Annotated in this window: 14 protein-coding genes and 1 tRNA gene; 5 read left to right on the forward strand and 10 right to left on the reverse strand. The window is 64.6% G+C overall.

Features of this window, described 5'->3' with window-relative positions; genetic code table 11:
• Positions 1–12 precede the first annotated feature (12 nt).
• Positions 13–777 (forward strand): A24 family peptidase, encoded by a 765-nt coding sequence (locus Q9R14_RS03715; RefSeq protein ID WP_306003543.1) that lies wholly within the window; start codon positions 13–15, stop codon positions 775–777.
• On the opposite strand, the gene Q9R14_RS03720 is transcribed toward Q9R14_RS03715, so the two are convergent.
• Both Q9R14_RS03720 and Q9R14_RS03725 read right to left on the reverse strand, forming a co-directional pair.
• Positions 774–1,400, reverse strand: coding sequence for a TetR/AcrR family transcriptional regulator (locus Q9R14_RS03720; RefSeq protein WP_306003544.1), 627 nt, complete (start codon positions 1,398–1,400; stop codon positions 774–776). The two genes, Q9R14_RS03715 and Q9R14_RS03720, sit on opposite strands and share 4 nt — an antisense overlap.
• A gap of 21 nt (positions 1,401–1,421) precedes the next feature.
• A tRNA-Thr gene (locus tag Q9R14_RS03725) sits at positions 1,422–1,497 on the reverse strand.
• Between the two features lie 210 nt (positions 1,498–1,707).
• Here Q9R14_RS03725 and uxaC point away from each other — a divergent pair.
• Genes uxaC through Q9R14_RS03740 form a run of 3 tightly spaced genes read left to right on the forward strand, consistent with a single transcriptional unit; the run spans position 1,708 to position 6,093 of the window.
• Complete coding sequence (gene uxaC / locus Q9R14_RS03730) at positions 1,708–3,123, forward strand: glucuronate isomerase (RefSeq protein ID WP_306003545.1); 1,416 nt, start codon at positions 1,708–1,710, stop codon at positions 3,121–3,123.
• Entirely contained in the window at positions 3,120–4,589 is a 1,470-nt protein-coding gene (locus Q9R14_RS03735; protein ID WP_306003546.1) for a mannitol dehydrogenase family protein, read from the forward strand. The genes uxaC and Q9R14_RS03735 overlap by 4 nt, the downstream gene beginning before the upstream one ends.
• Before the next feature lie 4 nt (positions 4,590–4,593).
• Positions 4,594–6,093, forward strand: coding sequence for an altronate dehydratase family protein (locus Q9R14_RS03740; RefSeq protein ID WP_306003547.1), 1,500 nt, complete (start codon positions 4,594–4,596; stop codon positions 6,091–6,093).
• A gap of 117 nt (positions 6,094–6,210) precedes the next feature.
• Here the strand turns inward: Q9R14_RS03740 and Q9R14_RS03745 are convergent, their stop codons facing one another.
• The 8 genes from Q9R14_RS03745 to rhmD all read right to left on the reverse strand — a co-directional run bounded on the left by Q9R14_RS03745 (position 6,211) and on the right by rhmD (position 18,003).
• Positions 6,211–8,967, reverse strand: coding sequence for a TonB-dependent receptor (locus Q9R14_RS03745; protein WP_306003548.1), 2,757 nt, complete (start codon positions 8,965–8,967; stop codon positions 6,211–6,213).
• A 207-nt stretch (positions 8,968–9,174) separates the two neighbouring features.
• Complete coding sequence (locus Q9R14_RS03750; RefSeq protein WP_306003549.1) at positions 9,175–10,626, reverse strand: oligogalacturonate lyase family protein; 1,452 nt, start codon at positions 10,624–10,626, stop codon at positions 9,175–9,177.
• Positions 10,627–10,654: 28 nt separating this feature from the next.
• The gene (locus Q9R14_RS03755) at positions 10,655–12,940 is read right to left on the reverse strand and encodes a hypothetical protein (protein ID WP_306003550.1); all 2,286 of its coding nucleotides are present in this window, start codon (positions 12,938–12,940) and stop codon (positions 10,655–10,657) included.
• A complete protein-coding gene (locus Q9R14_RS03760) occupies positions 12,940–14,205 on the reverse strand; it encodes a sugar MFS transporter (RefSeq protein ID WP_306003551.1) in 1,266 nt (421 codons plus the stop codon). Before Q9R14_RS03760 ends, Q9R14_RS03755 begins: the two co-directional genes overlap by 1 nt.
• A 60-nt stretch (positions 14,206–14,265) precedes the next feature.
• Positions 14,266–15,168: an amidohydrolase gene (locus tag Q9R14_RS03765; RefSeq protein WP_306003552.1), complete on the reverse strand. Its 903-nt coding sequence runs from the start codon at positions 15,166–15,168 to the stop codon at positions 14,266–14,268.
• A gap of 10 nt (positions 15,169–15,178) precedes the next feature.
• A complete protein-coding gene (locus Q9R14_RS03770; protein WP_306003553.1) occupies positions 15,179–15,931 on the reverse strand; it encodes an SDR family NAD(P)-dependent oxidoreductase in 753 nt (250 codons plus the stop codon).
• Positions 15,928–16,776, reverse strand: a complete 849-nt coding sequence (locus Q9R14_RS03775) for a fumarylacetoacetate hydrolase family protein (RefSeq protein WP_306003554.1) — start codon at positions 16,774–16,776, stop codon at positions 15,928–15,930. Before Q9R14_RS03775 ends, Q9R14_RS03770 begins: the two co-directional genes overlap by 4 nt.
• 30 nt (positions 16,777–16,806) lie before the next feature.
• Positions 16,807–18,003, reverse strand: coding sequence for an L-rhamnonate dehydratase (rhmD, locus tag Q9R14_RS03780; protein ID WP_306003555.1), 1,197 nt, complete (start codon positions 18,001–18,003; stop codon positions 16,807–16,809).
• A gap of 140 nt (positions 18,004–18,143) precedes the next feature.
• Here rhmD and Q9R14_RS03785 point away from each other — a divergent pair, with 140 nt between their 5' ends.
• Complete coding sequence (locus tag Q9R14_RS03785; protein ID WP_306003556.1) at positions 18,144–18,950, forward strand: IclR family transcriptional regulator; 807 nt, start codon at positions 18,144–18,146, stop codon at positions 18,948–18,950.
• Positions 18,951–18,953: the final 3 nt, after the last annotated feature.

Consider the following 18,953-nt stretch of genomic DNA (forward strand, 5'->3'; position numbering starts at 1 on the left):
TCTGGACCCCTGATGAATCCTGTACTCGCCGCCGCCGTCATGGGCGGGCTGGGCCTGATCGTCGGCAGTTTCATCGCCGCCGTCAGCGTTCGCCTGCCGCGCGACGAGGACATCGTGGTCGCCCGCTCGCGGTGCCGAGGCTGCGATCAGACGCTCCGTCCCTGGGAGCTTGTGCCGGTCTTCAGCTGGCTTGGTTTGCGCGGGCGGTGCGCGCGATGTCACACGCGGATTTCGGCGCGTTATCCTCTGATCGAACTGGCGTCAGCCGGCGTCGGGATCTGGGCCGGGGTGTGGGGCGCGACAGGCGCCGCCTCGGCATTCATGATCGCCGCCACGGCCGTTCTGGGTTGGCAGCTGTTGCTGATCGCCATCGTCGACGGTGAACACTTCTGGCTGCCGGACAGTCTGACGCTGCCCTTGATCTCTACAGGCGTCACGGTCGCGCTGATTCTGGATTGGGGCCTCGGTTTATCCAATCTGATTGGCGCGGCTGTCGGATTTTGTGGTCTGTGGCTGGTCGGCTGGCTGTACCAGCTCGTCCGAAAACGCCAGGGATTGGGGGGAGGTGACCCCTTCCTGTTCGCAGGAGCAGGGGCCTGGGTCGGTTGGATGGGCCTGCCCAGCGTGCTGCTGTGGGCCTGCGCGGTCGGGCTCAGTCTCGTCTTCGGTATTTTGGTGGTCCGGCGCAGCGTCAGCGGATCGGAGAAGCTGCCCTTTGGCGTCTTCCTGGCCGTCGGGATCTGGTTGACCTGGTTGTACGGGCCGTTGGGGCTCTAGCGTCCCGTCGTCAGCTTCACGATAATGATGGCCGCCGTATCCAGGATGGCTTCGGGCGTATCAGCCCGCCGCAACAGATCGAAACTGGCCGCCGTCGATTCCGCAATCGAGGCGATCTGATAGGAGGCCAGACGCGGATTGTAATCCCTGGGATGCAGGCCGCTGGCGTGGGCCTGCGCCACACGGCGTTCGATGGACAGGTGCAGCCGGCGCAAACGGCGCACCCGGCTTTCGACGAAGGCGGCGTCGCCGTTGTCCGCCAGCATATGTTCGACACGCAGCACCTGACCGTGACTGCGCCAAATGGCCATCACGTCCAGAATGAAGGCGCGCGCGATGACGAAGGCCTTATCGCCCGGCCAGTCGGCCTGGAAATGCGCCGCCAGCCCCTGAAAATCCGTCGCGGCGACCTCGCACAACGCCAGAACAGGTTCTTCGACCGTCTTGAAATAGGTGTAGAAGTTTGAAGGCGATACACCGGCGGCTGAAGCCAGATCGGCGACGCGGATTTCCCCGTAATGCCGCTCGTTCAACAGGCGTTGGGTCGCGTCGAGGATCGCCTGGCGGGTTCTGCCGCCTCGCGCACCGATCTTGTGGCCCAGCTTGTTGGTTGTGTCGGCCATGTCCCCGATGGTCGAAAGGCGTGGTGCCGGCTGCAGGAATCGAACCCGCGACATCCAGTTTACAAAACTGGCGCTCTACCAACTGAGCTAAGCCGGCCCGCACGGGCGGTGAGCGGCCCTTATGTCCAGCCTCGCGCCCGGACGCAAGGCGCCAGCGCAGGCTTGCGGAGAATCCAACGTCTGACGCCGAAAACAAGCTGAGGTTCGACTATGGTAACCGGTGTCTTTTTGCGGCCCATGGTGTAGGTTTGTTGGATCAAGATCGAGAGGCGAACCAAGCCTCCGCCACGAGGCCATGAGGAACGCTATGGTTCATCCGCTCAAACTGAACCCCGATCGCCTGTTTCCGGCGGACGCCGACACCCGGGCGATCGCGCGTCGTCTGTATGGTGAGATCAAGGGGCTGCCGATCATCAGCCCGCATGGTCATACGGACCCGCGCTGGTTTGCGTTGAACGAACCCTTCGCCAATCCGGCCGAACTTCTGATCACGCCCGACCACTACGTCTTCCGCATGCTGCACTCGCAGGGCATGGCGATGGAGGATCTGGGCGTGCCGCGCGCCGATGGCGGGCCGGTCGAGACCGATCCGCGCAAAATCTGGCGGCGCTTCGCCGAGAACTATCACCTGTTCCGCGGGACGCCTTCGCGGATGTGGCACGACTGGGTCTATGCCGAGGCCTTCGGCATCGACGTGCGGCTGTCGGCCGAGACGGCCGACCACTATTACGACGTAATCGATGCGGCCCTGAAGACCGACGCCTTCAGGCCGCGCGCCCTGTTTGATCGCTACAATATCGAGGTCCTGACCACGACCGAGAGCCCGCTCGACACGCTGGAGCATCACAGGACCATCGCAGCCTCGGGCTGGAAGGGAAGGGTGCTGACCGCCTATCGCCCGGATCCGGTTCTGGATCCCGACTATGAAGGCTTTCGCGACAATCTGAAAATCCTGGCCGAACAGACCGGCCGCGACACCCTAAGCTGGGACGGGTACCTGCAGGCCCTGCGCGACCGGCGCGCCTTCTTCATCGAAATCGGCGCCACCTCGACCGATCACGGCCACCCGACAGCCTTCACTGCCGATCTACCCAAGGCCGAAGCCGAAGCCCTGTTCCGGCGCGTCTCGACCGCGCCCGCCAGCGCCGCCGACGCTGAACTATTCCGCGGCCAGATGCTGACTGAAATGGCCGCCATGTCGGTCGAGGATGGTCTGGTGATGCAGCTTCACCCCGGCAGCTTCCGTAACCACTCGGCCACCGTCTTCAACCGGTTCGGCCGTGACAAGGGCTGCGATATCCCGACCCCGACCGATTACGTCCGGGCGCTGAAGCCGTTGCTGGATCGGTTCGGCTCGGACAGCCGTCTGTCTTTGATCCTGTTCACCCTGGACGAGACCACATATAGCCGCGAACTCGCGCCGCTCGCCGGCCACTATCCGGCGCTGAAACTGGGGCCCAGCTGGTGGTTCCACGACAGTCCAGAGGGGATGCGTCGCTTCCGCGAACAGGTCACCGAAACGGCCGGCTTCTACAACACCGTCGGTTTCAACGACGACACCCGCGCCTTCCTGTCCATACCCGCCCGCCACGACGTGGCGCGGCGTATGGACTGCGGCTTCCTGGCGAAGCTGGTCGTCGAGCACCGGATGGAGGAGGACGAGGCCCACGAACTGGCCCACGCCCTGACCTATGGCCTGGTCAAGGCGGCCTACAAGCTGTGAGCAGACTGAATCCAGCCGCCCTGAAGGGGCTGCCCGCCGACGTCGCCGTCCCCGGCTACGACCGCGCCCAGGTGAAGACGGGTGTCGTCCATCTGGGCATCGGCGCCTTCCACCGCGCCCACCAGGCGGTCGTGTTTGATGATGCGATCAGGCGAGGCGATCAGCGCTGGGGCGTGCTGGGCGCCTCGCTCCGGTCGCCCGGCGTGCGCGATCAGCTGAATCCGCAGGACGGGCTGTACACCTTGGTCGTGCGTGACGGATCGGACGAGCATCTGCGGGTGATCGGCGCCTGTGCGGGCGTGATGGTCGGGCCGGATGACCCCGCCGCCTTGGTCGCCGCCATGGCCGCCGCCGATGTCCACATCATCACCCTGACCGTGACCGAGAAGGGCTATCGCCTCGACCCGGCGACCGGTGACCTGCTGCTGGACGACGCCGATGTGGCGGCGGACCTGGCCGACATCGCCTCGCCCCGCACGGCGCCGGGCTTCATCGTCGCCGCGCTTCAGGCCCGCAAGGCGGCGGGGCTAAAGCCCTTCACCGTCATCAGTTGCGACAACCTTCCCCATAATGGCAAGCGGATCCGTGCCGGGGTCATCGCCATGGCGCGCCGGATCGATCCGTCGCTGGCGGACTGGATCGAGGCCGAGGGCGCCTTCCCCCCGACGATGATCGATCGGATTGTCCCGGCGACCACCTCCGACGACATCGTCCGCCTAACCGCGCGTCTCGGAGTCGAGGACCGGGGCATGGTCAAGGCCGAACCCTTCACCCAGTGGGTGATCGAGGACTGGTTCGCCGGCGAGCGGCCGGACTTCGCCGCCCTCGGCGTGCAAGTGACCGACGCGGTCGAGCCTTGGGAGGACGCCAAGCTGCGCCTTCTGAACGGCGCACACTCGGCCATCGCCTATATGGGCGCTTTGTCGGGTTATGAGTATGTCCACGAAGTCGTGGCCGTTCCCGGCTTCCGCGCCTATGTCGAGGCTCTGTGGGACGAGGCCGAAACGACGCTGAAACCGCCGCCGGGTCTGGACATCCCCGCCTATCGCGAGGCGCTGATGGGACGGTTCTCCAATGCGGCCCTGATGCATCGCACCCGCCAGATCGCCATGGACGGCTCGCAAAAGTTGCCTCAGCGACTGCTGGCCGGGGCCGCCGAACGTCTGGCGGCGAGGCAGGGTATCGATGCCATGGCCTTGGGCGTCGCCGCCTGGATGAAGTGGCAGTTGGGCGTGACCGAAACGGGCGAGACGATCGTCGTCGACGATCCTCTGGCGGGCAAGACCTGCGAACTATTGGCCGACGCCCACACTGATCAGGCGCGCGTTTCGGCCTTGCTGAGCCTGTCCGCCGTCTTCCCGCCCGCGCTGGCCGCTGACGACCGGTTCGCCGCAGCGGTCACGTCCGCCTATCTGTCGCTCAGCCAGAACGGCGCCGTCGAGGCCGCGCGTCTGGTCGGGGAGTGAATCTATGTCTCGCGTCCTGATCCTGAACCCCGCCGACGACGTCGCCATCGCCCTGGACGACATCGCCAGCGGCGATACGCCCGATGCTCTGAACGCGCCGGCGCGCGCCGACATCCCCACCGGCCACAAGATCGCCCGTCATGCGGTGGAGGAGGGCGGTCTGGTCCGCCGCTACGGTCAGGTGATTGGGCGCGCGAAGGTCGCCATCGCGGCCGGCGATCACGTCCACGTTCATAATCTGGCCATGGCCGAGGATGGGCGTGAAGCTGAGGTTGGGGCCGACTTGCGTCCGCCGGCGCCGTTGTCTGGCGCGACGTTCAACGGCATCGTTCGCCCGGACGGTCGAGTCGGCACGCGCAACTACATCGGCGTCCTGACCAGCGTGAACTGTTCGGCCACTGTGGCGCGCCGCATCGCCGACGCCTTCCCGGACTCCAGTCTGCCTGCGGGCGTCGATGGCGTAGTCGCATTCACCCATCAGGGAGGTTGCGGCGGCTCGTCACTCAGCAGCGACGTGACGCTGCTGCAGCGGACTTTAGCGGGCTATGCCAAGCATCCGAACTTTCATGCCATCCTGATCGTGGGTCTGGGCTGTGAGGCCAATCAGATTCCCGCCTGCCTCGCCAATGAGGGCCTGCAATCCAGCCCGCGTCTGCACGCCCTGACGATCCAGGAGGTCGGCGGCACGGCCCGTGCTATCGAGGCCGGGATTAAGGTGGTGCGCGAGCTGGTTGTGGAGGCCGCAAAGGTCCAGCGCCAACCTGTTTCCGCATCTCACTTGACTGTCGGTCTGCAATGCGGCGGTTCGGACGGCTGGTCCGGCGTCACCGCCAATCCGGCCTTGGGCGCGGCTGTCGATATGCTGGTCGCGCACGGCGGATCAGCCATGCTGTCCGAGACACCCGAGATATGGGGCGCCGAACATCTGCTCCTGCGGCGTGCGGCGTCGCAGGATGTGGCGGACAAACTAAACGCGCGCCTGGAATGGTGGCGCGACTATGCGGATCGCCATCAGATGGAGCTGAACAACAATCCGTCGCCGGGCAATCTGAAGGGCGGTTTGACGACCATTCTGGAGAAGTCGCTGGGTGCGGTGGCCAAGTCCGGCTCGAGCCCGCTGAACGAAGTGATCGGTTATGCCGAACCGCTGACGACCAAGGGCCTCAGCTTCATGGACAGCCCCGGTTACGACCCGTGCTCGGCCACGGGCCAGATCGCCTCGGGCGCCACTCTGATCGTCTTCACCACCGGCCGGGGCTCGGTCTTCGGCGCCAAGCCCGCCCCGTCGATCAAGGTCGCCTCCAACGCCAAACTGGCGAACTGGATGGACGAGGACATGGACATCGACGCCTCGCCCATCCTGACCGGGACCAGCCTGGCCGGGGTCGGCGAGGTCATCTTCCAGAAAATGCTCGATGTGGCCTCAGGCGAGCCATCCAAATCCGAAGCCCTCGGCATCGGCGACAACGAGTTCGTGCCCTGGCAGGTCGGAGCGTTTTTGTAGAGGCGGCGAGGGATCCGAAAACCTCAATCGCCGCTTTTTGCCTGGCTAAAAAGAAGGCCCGGAGCTGTTCGCTCCGGGCCTTTAGTTTGTCGCGCTGGAGGCGTCAGGGAGGGAAGCTCAATACTTCCAGCGCAATCCCACGGCGATCTCTCGGCCGGTGTGACGGTAGTCGGACACGCGGTTGGTCACGTCGACATAACGGTCGGTGTAGGCGTCGGTCAGATTGATGCCTTCGAGCGAGAAGGTCAGGTTCGGCGTGAACTCGTAGGACATCGAGGCATCGACATTGGTGGTGTCGTTGACCCCTTCTTCGGAGTTGCCGTTCGCGCCAGGGAAGGACAGCAGATACTGGCTGCGGTGTGCGACCGAGACGCGGGCCTGGAATGGGCCGTCCTCGTAGTACAGGGTCGCGTTGGCGGTGTTCTTCGACTGGCCTGTCAGACGGTTTTTGCCGGCCGTGCCGTAGCTGACCTCGGAATCAACCCAGGTGACATTCCCGGTGAAGCCGAAGTTGGACCAAAGACCGGGCAGGAAGGTGAAGGGTTGCTGATATTGGATTTCGATCCCCTTCAGCGCGCCGCCTTCGCCGTTCAGGCGGCGCGTGACCTGGAAGATGTCGGTCGGGCTTGCAGCGCCCTGAAGCAGTTCGTTGGGCAGGCCCAGCTGGTTGTAGGGGATGCCGACGGTTTCGGATGTGATGAAGCTGTCGATGTCCTTGTAGAAGACGGCGGCGGCCAAAAGGCCCTCAGTCTGGAAATACCACTCGACGGAGAAATCGTAGTTGGTGGCGCGGAACGGATCGAGAAGCGGGTTTCCGTAGGAGACGGTGCGGGTTGTCGGTGAGACGCTGCCGCCCGGGGTCAGATCGCCGAGAGTCGGACGCGACATCACCTTGGCGGCGCCCAGGCGAATCACGACGTCGTCACGCGGCTCCAGCGCCAGATTGAAGGACGGCAAGACGTCGTCATAGTCGTTGTCGGTCGTGACATAGTCATAGGTCGTGACCGGCGGCGTCCCCACTGCGATGGTTTGCCAGCCTTTGGCCGTGACCTCGGTCTGGGCATAGCGGATGCCCGCATTGCCGCGCAGGACCATACCTCCGACAGTCGTATTGAAGTCGGCCTGGAAGAAGACGCCCTTATCCGTTTCGTCCACCTCACGTTCGCTGCGATTAGGGACAAGGGGATCGTCATAGAAGCTGAGGAAGTCAGCAATCTTGGAAATGTCGGGAACGATGAAGCTGAGGTCCGAACCTGCGCCGGCGCTTACACCGTCCCCGATGCTGACGACGCGTCCGATGCTGTCGACCCCGGTAAGCCGATCGGCGCCGGTCGGAGACGTTTTGGTCCGCGTCAGGCCGAAGGTCTCGAACCCATAGGTGCGATACTCGCCGCCGATCTTGATGGTCAGGGAGTCGGACCAGTCGTAGGCCAAGGAGCCGGCGCCGACCTTATTGTCAAAGTTGCCGCCGGCGTTGCTGCGCGTCGCATTGACCAGGGTAAAGCGCTGGCCCGAAGTGACGTCAAAGCCGTAGTTGATGCGCGGCCGGCGATCATCCTCGCGGAAGTCGAACGTATAGCCGTTTACACCCGCGGCCTCGAAGGCATAGGCGACATTGAGCGGCGTGCGGGCTTCGGATCGGTTGGCGCCGACCTTCAGATTGCCATGCAAGCGGTCGCTGAAATCGTGGCGGACGTTCAAAGAGGCTTGGTAGAAGTTGCTTTCGTTGCGGGTGAAGCCGTTTTCGGCGCGCACCAGCATGTTGTCGAAGACGCCGTAGGACAGGATGTTCTTGTCAGCGTCGATCGCATAATCGCGCACGACGACGCTGTTGACGTTGGCGCGACTGAACGACCAAGCTTCGATGTTGGGGCTTTCCAGTTCCGAGTTAAAGCGCGACCACAGGACGTCCAGCACCGCCTCGGTGCGGTCGCTTGGCCGCCATTGCAGCGCGCCCGTCATGCCTAGGCGGTCTTCCTGAGTATTACCCAAGGTGTAACGCGGGATGCGGGGATAGAAGGCGTTCAGGACGGCGTCACGTTGCGCTGTCGTGGTGCAGGGAATGCAGCCGCCGAAGTTCTGGCCGCGCCCATAGGGATTGCCGGCGGCGTTGACGTTTGACGGGTCGCCCTTCTGCCAACGCGTCGTGTTGAAGCTGCCCAGGATTGGCGACCGCTCGGAATAGGCAATTGACACCAAGGCGCCGAAAGTTCGGTCCTCGTTCGACCAGCTGAGCAGACCCGCGAGCCGCGGCACCGTCTTCTCAGACAGATCATTGTACGAACCCTGTACAGACAGGGCGGAGTTCAGGCCGCTGCCGCCGAAGTCCAAGGGGCGACCCGTTTGCAGATCGACCGTGGCGCCCAGCGAGCCCTCCTCGATCTCGGCCGATTGCGTCTTGCGAACCTTGATGCTGTTGAACAATTCGGACGCGAACATCGAGAAGTCGAAGCTGCGGTTGCGGTTGCCGCCAGACGCAGCCTGGGCTTCCAGGCCGTTGATGCGGGTGCGGGTGAAATCGGAACCCAAACCACGCACTGAGATGGTGGTGCCTTGGCCGTTGACGCGGTCGATGGTCACGCCGGGCAGGCGCTGGATCGCTTCGGCCAAGTTCTGATCGGGGAAGTCGGCCATGTCTTCAGCCAGGATGGCGTCCACCGCTCCGGCTTCGCGGCGCTTGATGTTCAGCGCCTGTTGCAGGCTGGACCGGAAGCCGGTGACGACGATTTCATCGACCACGGTTGCATCTTGGGCGGCGTCTTGCGTGATGGGTTCTGAGGCAGGAACCGCCTGAGCCGCAGCCGCCGACGCACCCATCAGGGCCGCCAGGGATACGCCAACCGCGCACAGAGTCCGGGTGTTGATCCGTCGCATTCGTTCTCTCCCCATCCCGGCGTCCATCTGGCACCGGTGTCATTTTGTGGCATGCTGTCGCGTATATTCGGATTGGCGACGTGTCGCTTATTGCAACAGCTTCCCGCATTTTGCAACAAGGTGATGTCAGGGCCGAGAGATTCCGCTGATTACGTCGGTAAATCCTCGACATCGCAGGCGTTAGGGTTCGAGCGATTGGCGATGTTTCTAAGCACCACGGTCGATTTCGACAGCATAGACGTGGTTGGCGCCGTGCATGTTCGACACGAAGACGATCCATTTTGCGTCCGGCGTGAAAGTCAGATTCGGCTCAAGCCGGTAGTCGTGGTTGGACAGATCCACGAGCCGCTCAGAGCGCAGATATTCGACGAAGATCTGGTTGTCCTTGTCGCTGGACGGATCTTCATCGACGATCGGTTCGGGGCGCAGCAGGACCAGCCATTTACCGTCGGGCGCATGAGCGACCATGTCGCCGTCGCCGCCGTCGCCAGCGAACAGACGGCCGTCCGGTGAGACGTTGTAATGGACCGACCAGTCGTTCTGCTCGACCCGACGATAGACCCGGCGGCCCGTTTCCAGATCGACCGAGGCGACCCAGAAGACCTGGCCGCGCGGGGTTTGCAGGTCATAGAGCACCTGTTTGCCGTCCGGGCTGAACCATTCGTGGCCGAAGATCTCGAAGTTCATCGTCCGCTGATGGGTTTTTCTCAGGCCAGTGCCATCTGCGCGGATAGCCCACATTCGATCCACGCGGTGCCAGGGGCCTTCATGGCAAAAGATGATCTGCTGGGGATCGGTAGGGGAGAACTGCGTGTGGCCGATCCATTCGTTGGTCTTGTGGATCACGCGTCGCTCGCCCGTCGTCAGGTCGATGACGAAGATCTCCATCGGATAGCGCGCGGCCCAGCGTTGAAGCATCCGGACGCCCTTGGCGCGGGCGAAGTTCAACGGCTTTCCGTCCGGCCCATCAGCTTCGTATTCGGCCTGATCGAAGCGGCGGTTGCGCGGATCGGGCACGGTCGGCTGGAGCGGTTGGCTGTCAAAGGCCACGAAGCCCAGCAGCAGGGTCTCATCCGCATTGACCGAGTTGATCTGGCCGTTCGAAATCCGGCCGATCTCGCGACGCTGCTTGGTGTCGACGTCGATGACGAACAGGGTCTTGGCGCGGTCCATCAACTGGCCTTCGCCAGGCGCGGTCACCGAATAATAGACGTTGCGCCCCTTGCGGCCCGTGAACATCAGGTCGGCGTCATGGTCGGGGACCAGAATATCGACGGCCCAGGTCGCCAGATTGACGGTCGAGATGCCCTGAGGCGTCGAGATGACCATCAGGTCGGGCGCCCCAACCTTCTTGGGCAAGAACATGTTCTTGTAGAAATAGGGCTTTCCGCCCCCGCCATCGGGCGAGACGCGGCGGATGCGATGGCCGGTCTTGGGATCGACCCACTCGGTCGGCACGGGGCCGTCCCAGCGCGGCCGCTCGACCGGCGTCTCTTGAGTCGAGGGCGGGGCAGTGTTGGGCGCGGGCCAGGCGGGGGTCTGTCCCGGCGCCGGTAGGACGGCCGGTGTGGCCTGCCCCTGAGCGGTCGTCGTGGCGAAGGCGCCGACGGCTGGGGCGCTGAGCAGGGCCTTCAGGGCGGTGCGTCTCGAGGTCGTCATTGGGGCGGTCCTCTCGGGTTTTTATGGATTAGGGCGCGGGGGTCAGGCCTTCGACGCGGACGGTCCAGCCTTCCTTTGGGAAACCGGGCGCATGGCCGCTGGACCCGTCCCAACCTGCTGCCATCAGACCCACGGCCATCAGCAGCGACCCGTTGGACGGGAAATAGGTCTCGGCCGCGCGGCGATAGCCGGGACCGTCGGGATTGACCGCCATCGTCACGCCGCCGGCGCCGGCCGAGACGGGCACCAGTTCGTCGGCGTGTTCGTCCAGGTGAACGCGCGGGGTCATCCCGGTTACGCCCCACTGATTGTTCTTCAGGTCGGCGAACAGCCAGTTCACCGCCTTGTCCGGTTCGCCAAGGCGAGCGGCCGTCATCGCCATCATTGGGAAATCCCAACCCCAGGTCTGGCGGACGTCCCAGTTCTGCTCAACCGCTTCAAACGTGCGGCGCATGGTGGTGGGATCGATCCGCGCGCCGGGAATGAAGCCATAGGCCATCAGGAAGGAGGGATGGTCGCGGTTCTTGCACTGAGCCGCCGCTGCGTGTCGGCGACAGGCTTCGGACATGGCCGTCTCCCAGAAGTCCGGCACGCTCTCGACAGGCAGATACAGGCCGTCCCTCATTGGCGGCGGCGCGATCTTGGCCAGGGCCTGATCCCAGTCGATGCGGCGGGCCTGACCCTTGCGTTCGCGCCACTGTTGCGCGGTTTCGAGGGCCCAGCGGAAATACTCGACTTCAAACGTCGGGTTCACCGTGGTCAGAGGATCATAGTTTTCCTGCGCCGGGATCATCGGCGTGCCTAGGTTCAACTGGCCGTCGCGTTCGATGGGCCAGGTGGCCAACAGGTCGGCGGTCGCCTCGACCACCTCGCCGTATCGGTCGAGCACGGCCGGATCCTTGTCGGCGCGCCAGACCAGTTCGGCCAAAAGGATCGGATGCGGCTGCTGCCACATGATGAAGGGCGAGACCAGGCTGGGGCTATTGCGACCCTCGGGCCCGACCATCTTGGGCCACCAGGCGCCCTTGACGTGGTGACGGGCGGCCTCGGCGCGCGCGTTGTCCAGATTGCCGACGTACCAGGGCAGACTGCGTTCAAGCATGTCGGGATGGCCCCACATGGCCTGCCAGCCGGCGTGCCAGGGGTGCATTTCCAGGTGGAACTTGCCGTACCAGCTGTTGGAGAAAAGACCCTCTTCCTGGGGCGGCAGTTCGCCGGCGCCGTTCACCGCCGACAGGTACTGCGACAGGACGACGCGACGTTCCAGTTCTGCCGCTCGCGGATCGGTAGAGCCCGTGAAATCAACGGCGCCGCCCTGGGTCCAGAAACTGTTCCAGTGTGCAGTCGTTGCCTGGACGCTGGCGGAGTAAGCAGGCGTCTTCTCAACGGGCTCTTGCTGATCGAAGCGGACCATGAGGGTCAGCCGGTCGCGACCAGCAGCGGCCACGCGGAAGGCGTCGGGGCCGCTTTGTTCGATCTTACCGGATGCGGTGATGCCAGAATAATAGGTGGTGTCGTCCAGGGTGCGGCGAATGTGGACGTCACCTGTGTCGGAGGCGACGATATTCAGGCTCTGGTCGCCATCGCTCTGGAACATCGTCGGGTCGGGATTGATGGCGGGGTTCACGCCCGGATAGCGGACCTGGACGCCGAGGCCCTGAGATGAAACGAGAGGCGAGGCAATCTCGACCATGAGCATGTCCACCGTCGGGTGGACGCGGGTCACGATTTCGACCGGCTGGCCGTCGTATGTGAAGCGGCTGGTAAGGGCGCCGGACCACAGGTCCAGCGTTTGTTGCGTGTCGGCGATCTTGGCGAATTCCAGCGCTTTGCCGTCGGCGAAGCTCAGGCCGATCCGACTCAGCGAGAACCGGTGCGGATTGGCGCGCAGCCAGGTGTAGGCGGGTTGCGTCTCGGCCACGGACCACGACTTCATCCAGGCGTAGGGCTGTTCACCCCGGCCCGGCACGGGAACATCGATCAGGCCGTCCTGTTCAGTATAGCCGTGCGGGTTAGGAAAGCTGTGCCAGGCCCATTGGGCCATGGTCAGCAGAGGCGCCAATTCCGAATACTGCTCCGGGAAGGTTTGAAGCCCGGTAATGTCGGCGGTGAAGCCCAAATTACCGTTGCCCAGCATGATGGGCGCATGGCGATCGATGGCGGTCAGGGTCACGTTGTGGCGCGTGACCAGGGCGTGGCGGTCGATCGGAGACGCCGCCGGCGCCAAGGCGGCGGTGGGCGCGACCGTTTGGGCGCAGGCGGTCGTGGAACCGGCCAACAGCGTGAAGGCGAGGAGGGCGGTGCGAAGACGCATCACTTCGCCTCCGCCTTCAGCCCCAGTCCCGCACCTTTCCAGCCGTACCAGGCGACGACGGCGAAGCAGGCGGCGGGCAGGAGGAAGGCGACATTGGCGCCGTAGAGATCGGCGATCCGGCCCATCGGCCAAGGCAGCAGAACCCCCCCGCCAATGGCCATGACCATGAGGGACGAGGCCTTTTTGGTGCCGGCGCCCAGGCCGGCGGTGCCCAGGGCGAAGATGGTCGCGAACATGGTGGACATGAAGAAGAAGACGGCCAGCAGGGCGATGGGCGAGACCTTGTCGACGCCGGCGGCGACAATCAGCGTCAGCACGACATTGATGACGCCATAGGCCGTCAGAAGCACGCGTGGCTTGATCTTCAGCAGCAGGGCGGTGGCGAAGAAGCGCCCGACCAGATAGCCGATGGCCGCGAGCGACAGCATGAAGGCGCCCTGCTGGCTGGTCAGGCCCTGCCAGTTGTGGGTCACCAGATTGATGAAATAGGCGCCGATGCCGACCTGGGCGCCGATGTAGAGCGCCTGGGTAATCGCGCCGGCGATGAAGTGCGGCTGCTTCGACAGGGGCCGGGCAGGGGCGTCGCCCTCCACCGCGCCGCCGTGGTCCGACAGACCGGTCTCGGGCAGGCGGGCGCGCCAGACCGCGAGCGCGAACAGGACAACGCCGACGGCGATCAGCCCATACACGATCTGGATCGAACGGGTCGCGCCGCCCAGGGCTTCGGTCGTCGTCGGGCTGAAAAAGACCGCGCCACCGATCAGAGGGCCGAAGAAAACGCCAAGCGCATTGAAAGACTGGGCCAGGTTCAGCCGCTGTGAGGCCTTGGCCGGATCGCCCAGGACGTTGACGTAGGTGTCGGCGCTGGTCTCAAGGATGCAGAGGCCGGCGGCGAGGACGAACATCGAGCCGACGAAGGGCAGGAAGGCGCCCGCGCCCGCCGCCGGGATGAACAGCAAGGCGCCGACGGCGGTGACCGCCAGGCCCGACACGATCCCGAACTTGTAGCCCCGCGCATGCAGCAGCATGCCTGCCGGAATCGACAGCAGCAGATACGCCCCGAAATAGGCGATCTGCAGCCAGGCGCTGTCAGCCTGGCTGATGCTCAGCGTCTCCTGGAAGTGCTTGTTCAGCACGTCCAGCAGGCCGTAGGCTAGGCCCCAGATCAGGAAGCAGGCGATGGCGAAGGCCAGCGGACCCTTCAGCGACCTGGCGGGCTTGGCGAGCCCTCCGGAGGTGTGGGCGGCGTCGGTCTCGATGACCATGGGGATACTCTCCTGGTGTTTCTCGGGCCTTGCCGTCTTGGTGCGGCTTCGGCGTATGGGTCAGATGCGATAGATCGCCTCGGCATTGCGGGCGAAAAGCCGGTCGCGCTCATCCGCCGAAAAGCCGGCCGTGATCGCGTCGAAGGCGGAATAGAAGGCGTCGAAGGTTCCGTGGACGCTCTCGACCGGAAAGTCGGAAGCGAACATGGTGCGCTCGGTTCCGAAGGCATCGATGCACTCCAGAACGATGGGGCGGATGCTGTCGGGCGTCCAGGCGCGGTCGGTGATGCCCAGGCCCGAGATCTTGATCGAGACCTGCGGCTGGGCGGCCAGCAGGCGCAGGCCGGTGCGCCACCGCTCCATCCCCGCCGCGTCCCGATCGGTCGGCAGGCCGGCGTGGTTGACGATGATCGGAATGTCGGGGTGGCGGGCGGCGATGATGGCGGCGGTCGCCATCTGGAATGGATAGAGCTGGAGGTCGAACGACAGGCCGTAGCGCGCCAGCTTGGCGAAGCCCTCGACCCATTGCGGATCACGCAGCAGGTCGCGGTCGGTGTAGGTCTTCAACGGATCCTCGTGCCAGCAGACGATCTGGCGCACGCCGCGCACATTCGGGCGGGCCGCGTGAGCTTCCAGTAGAGCGTCCAGGTCGGGGTCAAGCAGGTCGGCGCCGGCGACGATGGCGTGCGGATAATCGGTGTCATCAGCGATCGACTGAAGCCAGTCGGTCTCGGCCAGCTGCTGACCCATCGGCTGACCCGCCTCGACGTGAACGATCTTGTCCACGCGCCAGCCGGCCGTATCAGCCAGATAATCGTCCAGCAGATAGTTTGCGTGGGCGATGGGCGACATGTCACCCGCCGGATTGTTCGTCAGGGGATCGTCCTGAAGCCAGCCATAGCGCGCACGCGACAGGTCCCACAGGTGAACGTGGCCGTCGACAATGCGAAGGTCCGAAGCCACGCGCTCGTCCTTAGTATGTCGTTCTGCCGCCCGACGTGTCGAACGTCGAGGCGGTGGTGAAGCTGCATTCTTCGGAGGCCATGAAACAGACCATGGCGGCGCTTTCCTCGATTTCGCCAAGACGTCCCATTGGGATCTTGGAGCGCATGTAGTCGACCTGGCTCTGCGGCAGTTGCTCCAGGATGGGGCTTTCGAAGGTGGCGGGGGTCAGGCTGTTGGCGATGACGCCCCTGCCGGCCAGTTCCTTGCCCAGCGATTTGGTGAAGCCGATCACGCCGGCCTTTGAGGCGGAATAGGCCGAGGCATTGGGATTGCCTTCCTTGCCCGCGACCGAGGCCACATTGACGATCCGGCCGTAACCGTTGGCCAGCATGAAGGGCACGATGGCGCGCGAACAGTAGAAGACGCCGTTCAGATTGATATCGACGACGCGCTTCCAGCTGTCGACGGGAAACTCATGCACCGGCACGGTGGCGCCGGTGATGCCGGCCGAGGCGACCAGGATGTCGATGCGGCCGTCCAGCGCCTGGGCCGAGGCCTCGGCCGCAGCAGCGACGGCGTCGGGGTCGGCGACGTCCAGGGCGATCACATGGACGGCTCCGACCTCGGCAGCGGCGGCCGTCAGAGCGTCGGCGTTCAGGTCCCACAGCACGACCTTGCCGCCCTCGGAGACGATGCGGGCGGCGGCGGCCTTACCCAGACCCGACGCGCCGCCGGTGACGACGGCGGTGCGGCCTGCGAAACGGTCTTGATAGGCGCTCATCGCGTCCACTCCACGAAGGTCTGGCCTTGTTCACCAAGCTTCTGGATGCCCAGGCGCACCGTGTCGCCGGCCTTCAGATACAGCGGCGGCTTCTGGCCCAGACCCACGCCGGGCGGGGTGCCGGTGGTGATCAGATCGCCGGGCTCCAGCGTCATGAACTCCGACAGATACGACACGATCTCGGCAACGCCGAAGATCATGGTCTTCGTATTGCCGGTCTGCATCCGCTGGCCGTTGAGGTCCAGCCACATGTCCAGGTTCTGCACGTCGCCGACCTCGTCGGTCGTGACCAGCCAGGGGCCGACGGGGCCGAAGGTGTCGCAGCCCTTGCCCTTGTCCCAGGTGCCGCCGCGCTCGGTCTGATAGGCGCGCTCGGACACGTCGTTGATCAAGACGTAGCCGGCGACGTGATCCAGCGCCTCGGCCTTGGAGACGTAGGAGGCGGGCTTGCCGATGACGATGCCCAGCTCGACCTCCCAGTCGGTCTTTTCCGAGCCGCGCGGGATGACCACGTCATCGTTCGGCCCGTTCAGACAGGTGATGGCCTTGGTGAAGACGACCGGTTCCGCGGGGATCGGCAGGTTGGATTCGGCCGCGTGGTCGGCGAAGTTCAGGCCGATGGCGATGAACTTGCGGCTGCCCTTGACCGGCACGCCGTAGCGGGGCTGGCCCTCGACCAAAGGGAGGGTGGTCGGGTCGATGGCCTTCAGCGCGTCGAGCGCGGGGCCGTGCAGTTGATCCGGCGTAATGTCGGCGATAACGCCCGACAGGTCGCGGATGCGCCCTTCGGCGTCCAGCGTGCCCGGCTTTTCCTGGCCCCTGGGGCCGTAACGCAGAAATTTCATGGTGGCGGAGGAGCTTTCGTCTTGGCGAAGTTAGGCGCGCGCATAGGGGCGATGCAGGGCGATGTCGCGGTTCAGCTCGACGCCGAAGCCGGGCGTATCTGGAACCTTCAGGCGGCCGTTTACGGGGACGGGTTCGCCGATCAGTTGTGGATGGAACATCGGCACGACCTCGTCGGCGCCGGGGGCCATCATCAGGAATTCGGCGAACGGGCTGTTATGGCGCGTCACCACGAAGTGGTAGGAATAGACCGACGAGCCGTGAGGGATCATCAGCACGCCCTTGGCGTCCGCCAAGGCCGAAATCTTCTGCAGTTCGGTGACGCCGCCGCACCAGCCCACGTCCGGCTGGATGATGTCGCAGAATTCCATTTCCAGCAGCATGCGGAAGCCCCAGCGGGTGGCCTCATGCTCGCCGGTCGTGACCAGCATCCCCTTGGGGGCGTTCTTCTTCAGCGCCTGATAGCCCCAGTAATCGTCGGGGCTGAGCGCCTCCTCGATCCATTTCAGACCTAGTTCGTGGGCTTCGTGGGCCAGCCGCGTGGCGTAGTTGAGGTCCAGCGCCATCCAGCAGTCGAACATCAGCCAGAAGTCGTCGCCGCAGGCGTTGCGCATGACCTCCAGCTCGGCGAGGTTTTTGTGCAGACCTTCCTCGCCCTCGGCCGGACCGTGGTGCAGCGGCATCTTGCCGCCGATAAAGCCCAACTCCTTGGCTTTGTCGGGCCGCGCGCCGGTGGCGTAGAAGGTCAGTTCGTCACGAACCGGACCGCCCAGCATGGCGAAGACCGGCTCCTGACGCAGGCGGCCCAGCAGGTCCCACAGCGCCAGATCGACGCCGGATATAGCGTTCACCACCAGACCTTTGCGGCCATAGTACTGGGTCGAGAAATACATCTGGTCCCAGATCTTCTCGACCTCGGCCGGATCGCGCCCTTCGAGAAAGCGGGCCAGGTGTTTCTCGACGATATAGGCCGCCGGTTCGCCGCCGGTCGTGACCGCAAACCCGACCACGCCGTTCTCGGCTTCGATCTCGACGACTAAAGTGCCAAGAACGTTGATGCCGAAGCTTCGGCGGCTCTGGCGGTACTCGGGGTATTTCGCCATGGGCGTGGCGATGTGATCGTCGATCCAGTGACCGTCGCCCTGATCGTGGTAGTCGGCGCCGCCCCCAGTTCCGTCATTCTTCACGACGAAGGCGCGGACGTGTTTGATGCGAGGCAGGCGGCTCATCGCGCAATCACCGAAAAATGGCGATCCGCTCCCATAATGCGGGATTTCACTGGCTTTCCTCCGTGCGTCACGTCAATGTTCCCTGTGTAGCCCCAGACGACTTGCACGTTTTGCTACATTCTGAGAATGAGGATTACGAAATGGGACGATCGGCGTCAATCAAGACCGTGCAGGTCGATGGGGAAGAAGAGGCGGGAGCGAAGGCGTCCGGCAGCCAGACCCTGCTGCGTGGTCTGGACGTCATCGACGCCCTCATCGAAGGCTCTCTGCCCTTGGCGGAACTGTCCGAAAAGCTGGAGCTGACGCGCAGCACGACGCACCGTCTTGCCTCGGCGCTGGTCGAGCGTCGCTTGCTGTCGTTCCGCCCGCGCGAGGGCTATTCCCTCGGTCCCAAACTGCTGGAACTGGGCCACGCCGCCAGCCAGCAGATGCATCTGCCGCGCGTGGCTCGGCCCTGGCTGGAGCAACTGTCGGCCCAGACGGACGACACGGTGCACCTCGGCGTGCTGGACGGCCGCCATGCGCTCTATCTGGACAAGGTCGCCGGCCGGCGTCGCATCAACATCGGCTCGCGTCTGGGCGAGCGGCACCCCATCGCCTCGACAGGCCTGGGCAAGGCGCTGATTCTGGACAAGACCGAGCCGGAATGGATCGACTTCTACGCCGAGCCGGGTGCCGCCTTCGACTCGTCGGCCCGCGCAGTCTGGCTTGAGCGGATGCATGGCTACGCCCAGAAGGGCTACGCTTTCGATCTGGAAGAGAACGAGGATCAGATCCGCTGCGTCGCCGCTCCGATCCGGTCGGTGAACGGACAGATCGTCGCCGCCCTGAGCGTCTCCTCGGCCGCGCAATACATGTCCGATGCGCGGATGGCCGAACTGACAAAGACCGTCACCGACGCCGCCAACGCCATCAGCGCCGACCTCGGTTGGTCGCCCAAACCCTGAAAC

The sequence above is a fragment of the Brevundimonas sp. C43 genome (genome assembly GCF_030732185.1).
Taxonomy (GTDB): Bacteria; Pseudomonadota; Alphaproteobacteria; order Caulobacterales; family Caulobacteraceae; genus Brevundimonas; species Brevundimonas diminuta_C.

Coding starts and splice junctions, on each gene's coding strand:
- Q9R14_RS03715 (WP_306003543.1), top strand. CDS start 13: ATGAATCCTGTACTCGCCGCCGCCGTCATGGGCGGGCTGGGCCTGATC.
- Q9R14_RS03720 (WP_306003544.1), bottom strand. CDS start 1,400: ATGGCCGACACAACCAACAAGCTGGGCCACAAGATCGGTGCGCGAGGC.
- uxaC (WP_306003545.1), top strand. CDS start 1,708: ATGGTTCATCCGCTCAAACTGAACCCCGATCGCCTGTTTCCGGCGGAC.
- Q9R14_RS03740 (WP_306003547.1), top strand. CDS start 4,594: ATGTCTCGCGTCCTGATCCTGAACCCCGCCGACGACGTCGCCATCGCC.
- Q9R14_RS03745 (WP_306003548.1), bottom strand. CDS start 8,967: ATGCGACGGATCAACACCCGGACTCTGTGCGCGGTTGGCGTATCCCTG.
- Q9R14_RS03750 (WP_306003549.1), bottom strand. CDS start 10,626: ATGACGACCTCGAGACGCACCGCCCTGAAGGCCCTGCTCAGCGCCCCA.
- Q9R14_RS03755 (WP_306003550.1), bottom strand. CDS start 12,940: ATGCGTCTTCGCACCGCCCTCCTCGCCTTCACGCTGTTGGCCGGTTCC.
- Q9R14_RS03760 (WP_306003551.1), bottom strand. CDS start 14,205: ATGGTCATCGAGACCGACGCCGCCCACACCTCCGGAGGGCTCGCCAAG.
- Q9R14_RS03770 (WP_306003553.1), bottom strand. CDS start 15,931: ATGAGCGCCTATCAAGACCGTTTCGCAGGCCGCACCGCCGTCGTCACC.
- Q9R14_RS03775 (WP_306003554.1), bottom strand. CDS start 16,776: ATGAAATTTCTGCGTTACGGCCCCAGGGGCCAGGAAAAGCCGGGCACG.
- rhmD (WP_306003555.1), bottom strand. CDS start 18,003: ATGAGCCGCCTGCCTCGCATCAAACACGTCCGCGCCTTCGTCGTGAAG.
- Q9R14_RS03785 (WP_306003556.1), top strand. CDS start 18,144: ATGGGACGATCGGCGTCAATCAAGACCGTGCAGGTCGATGGGGAAGAA.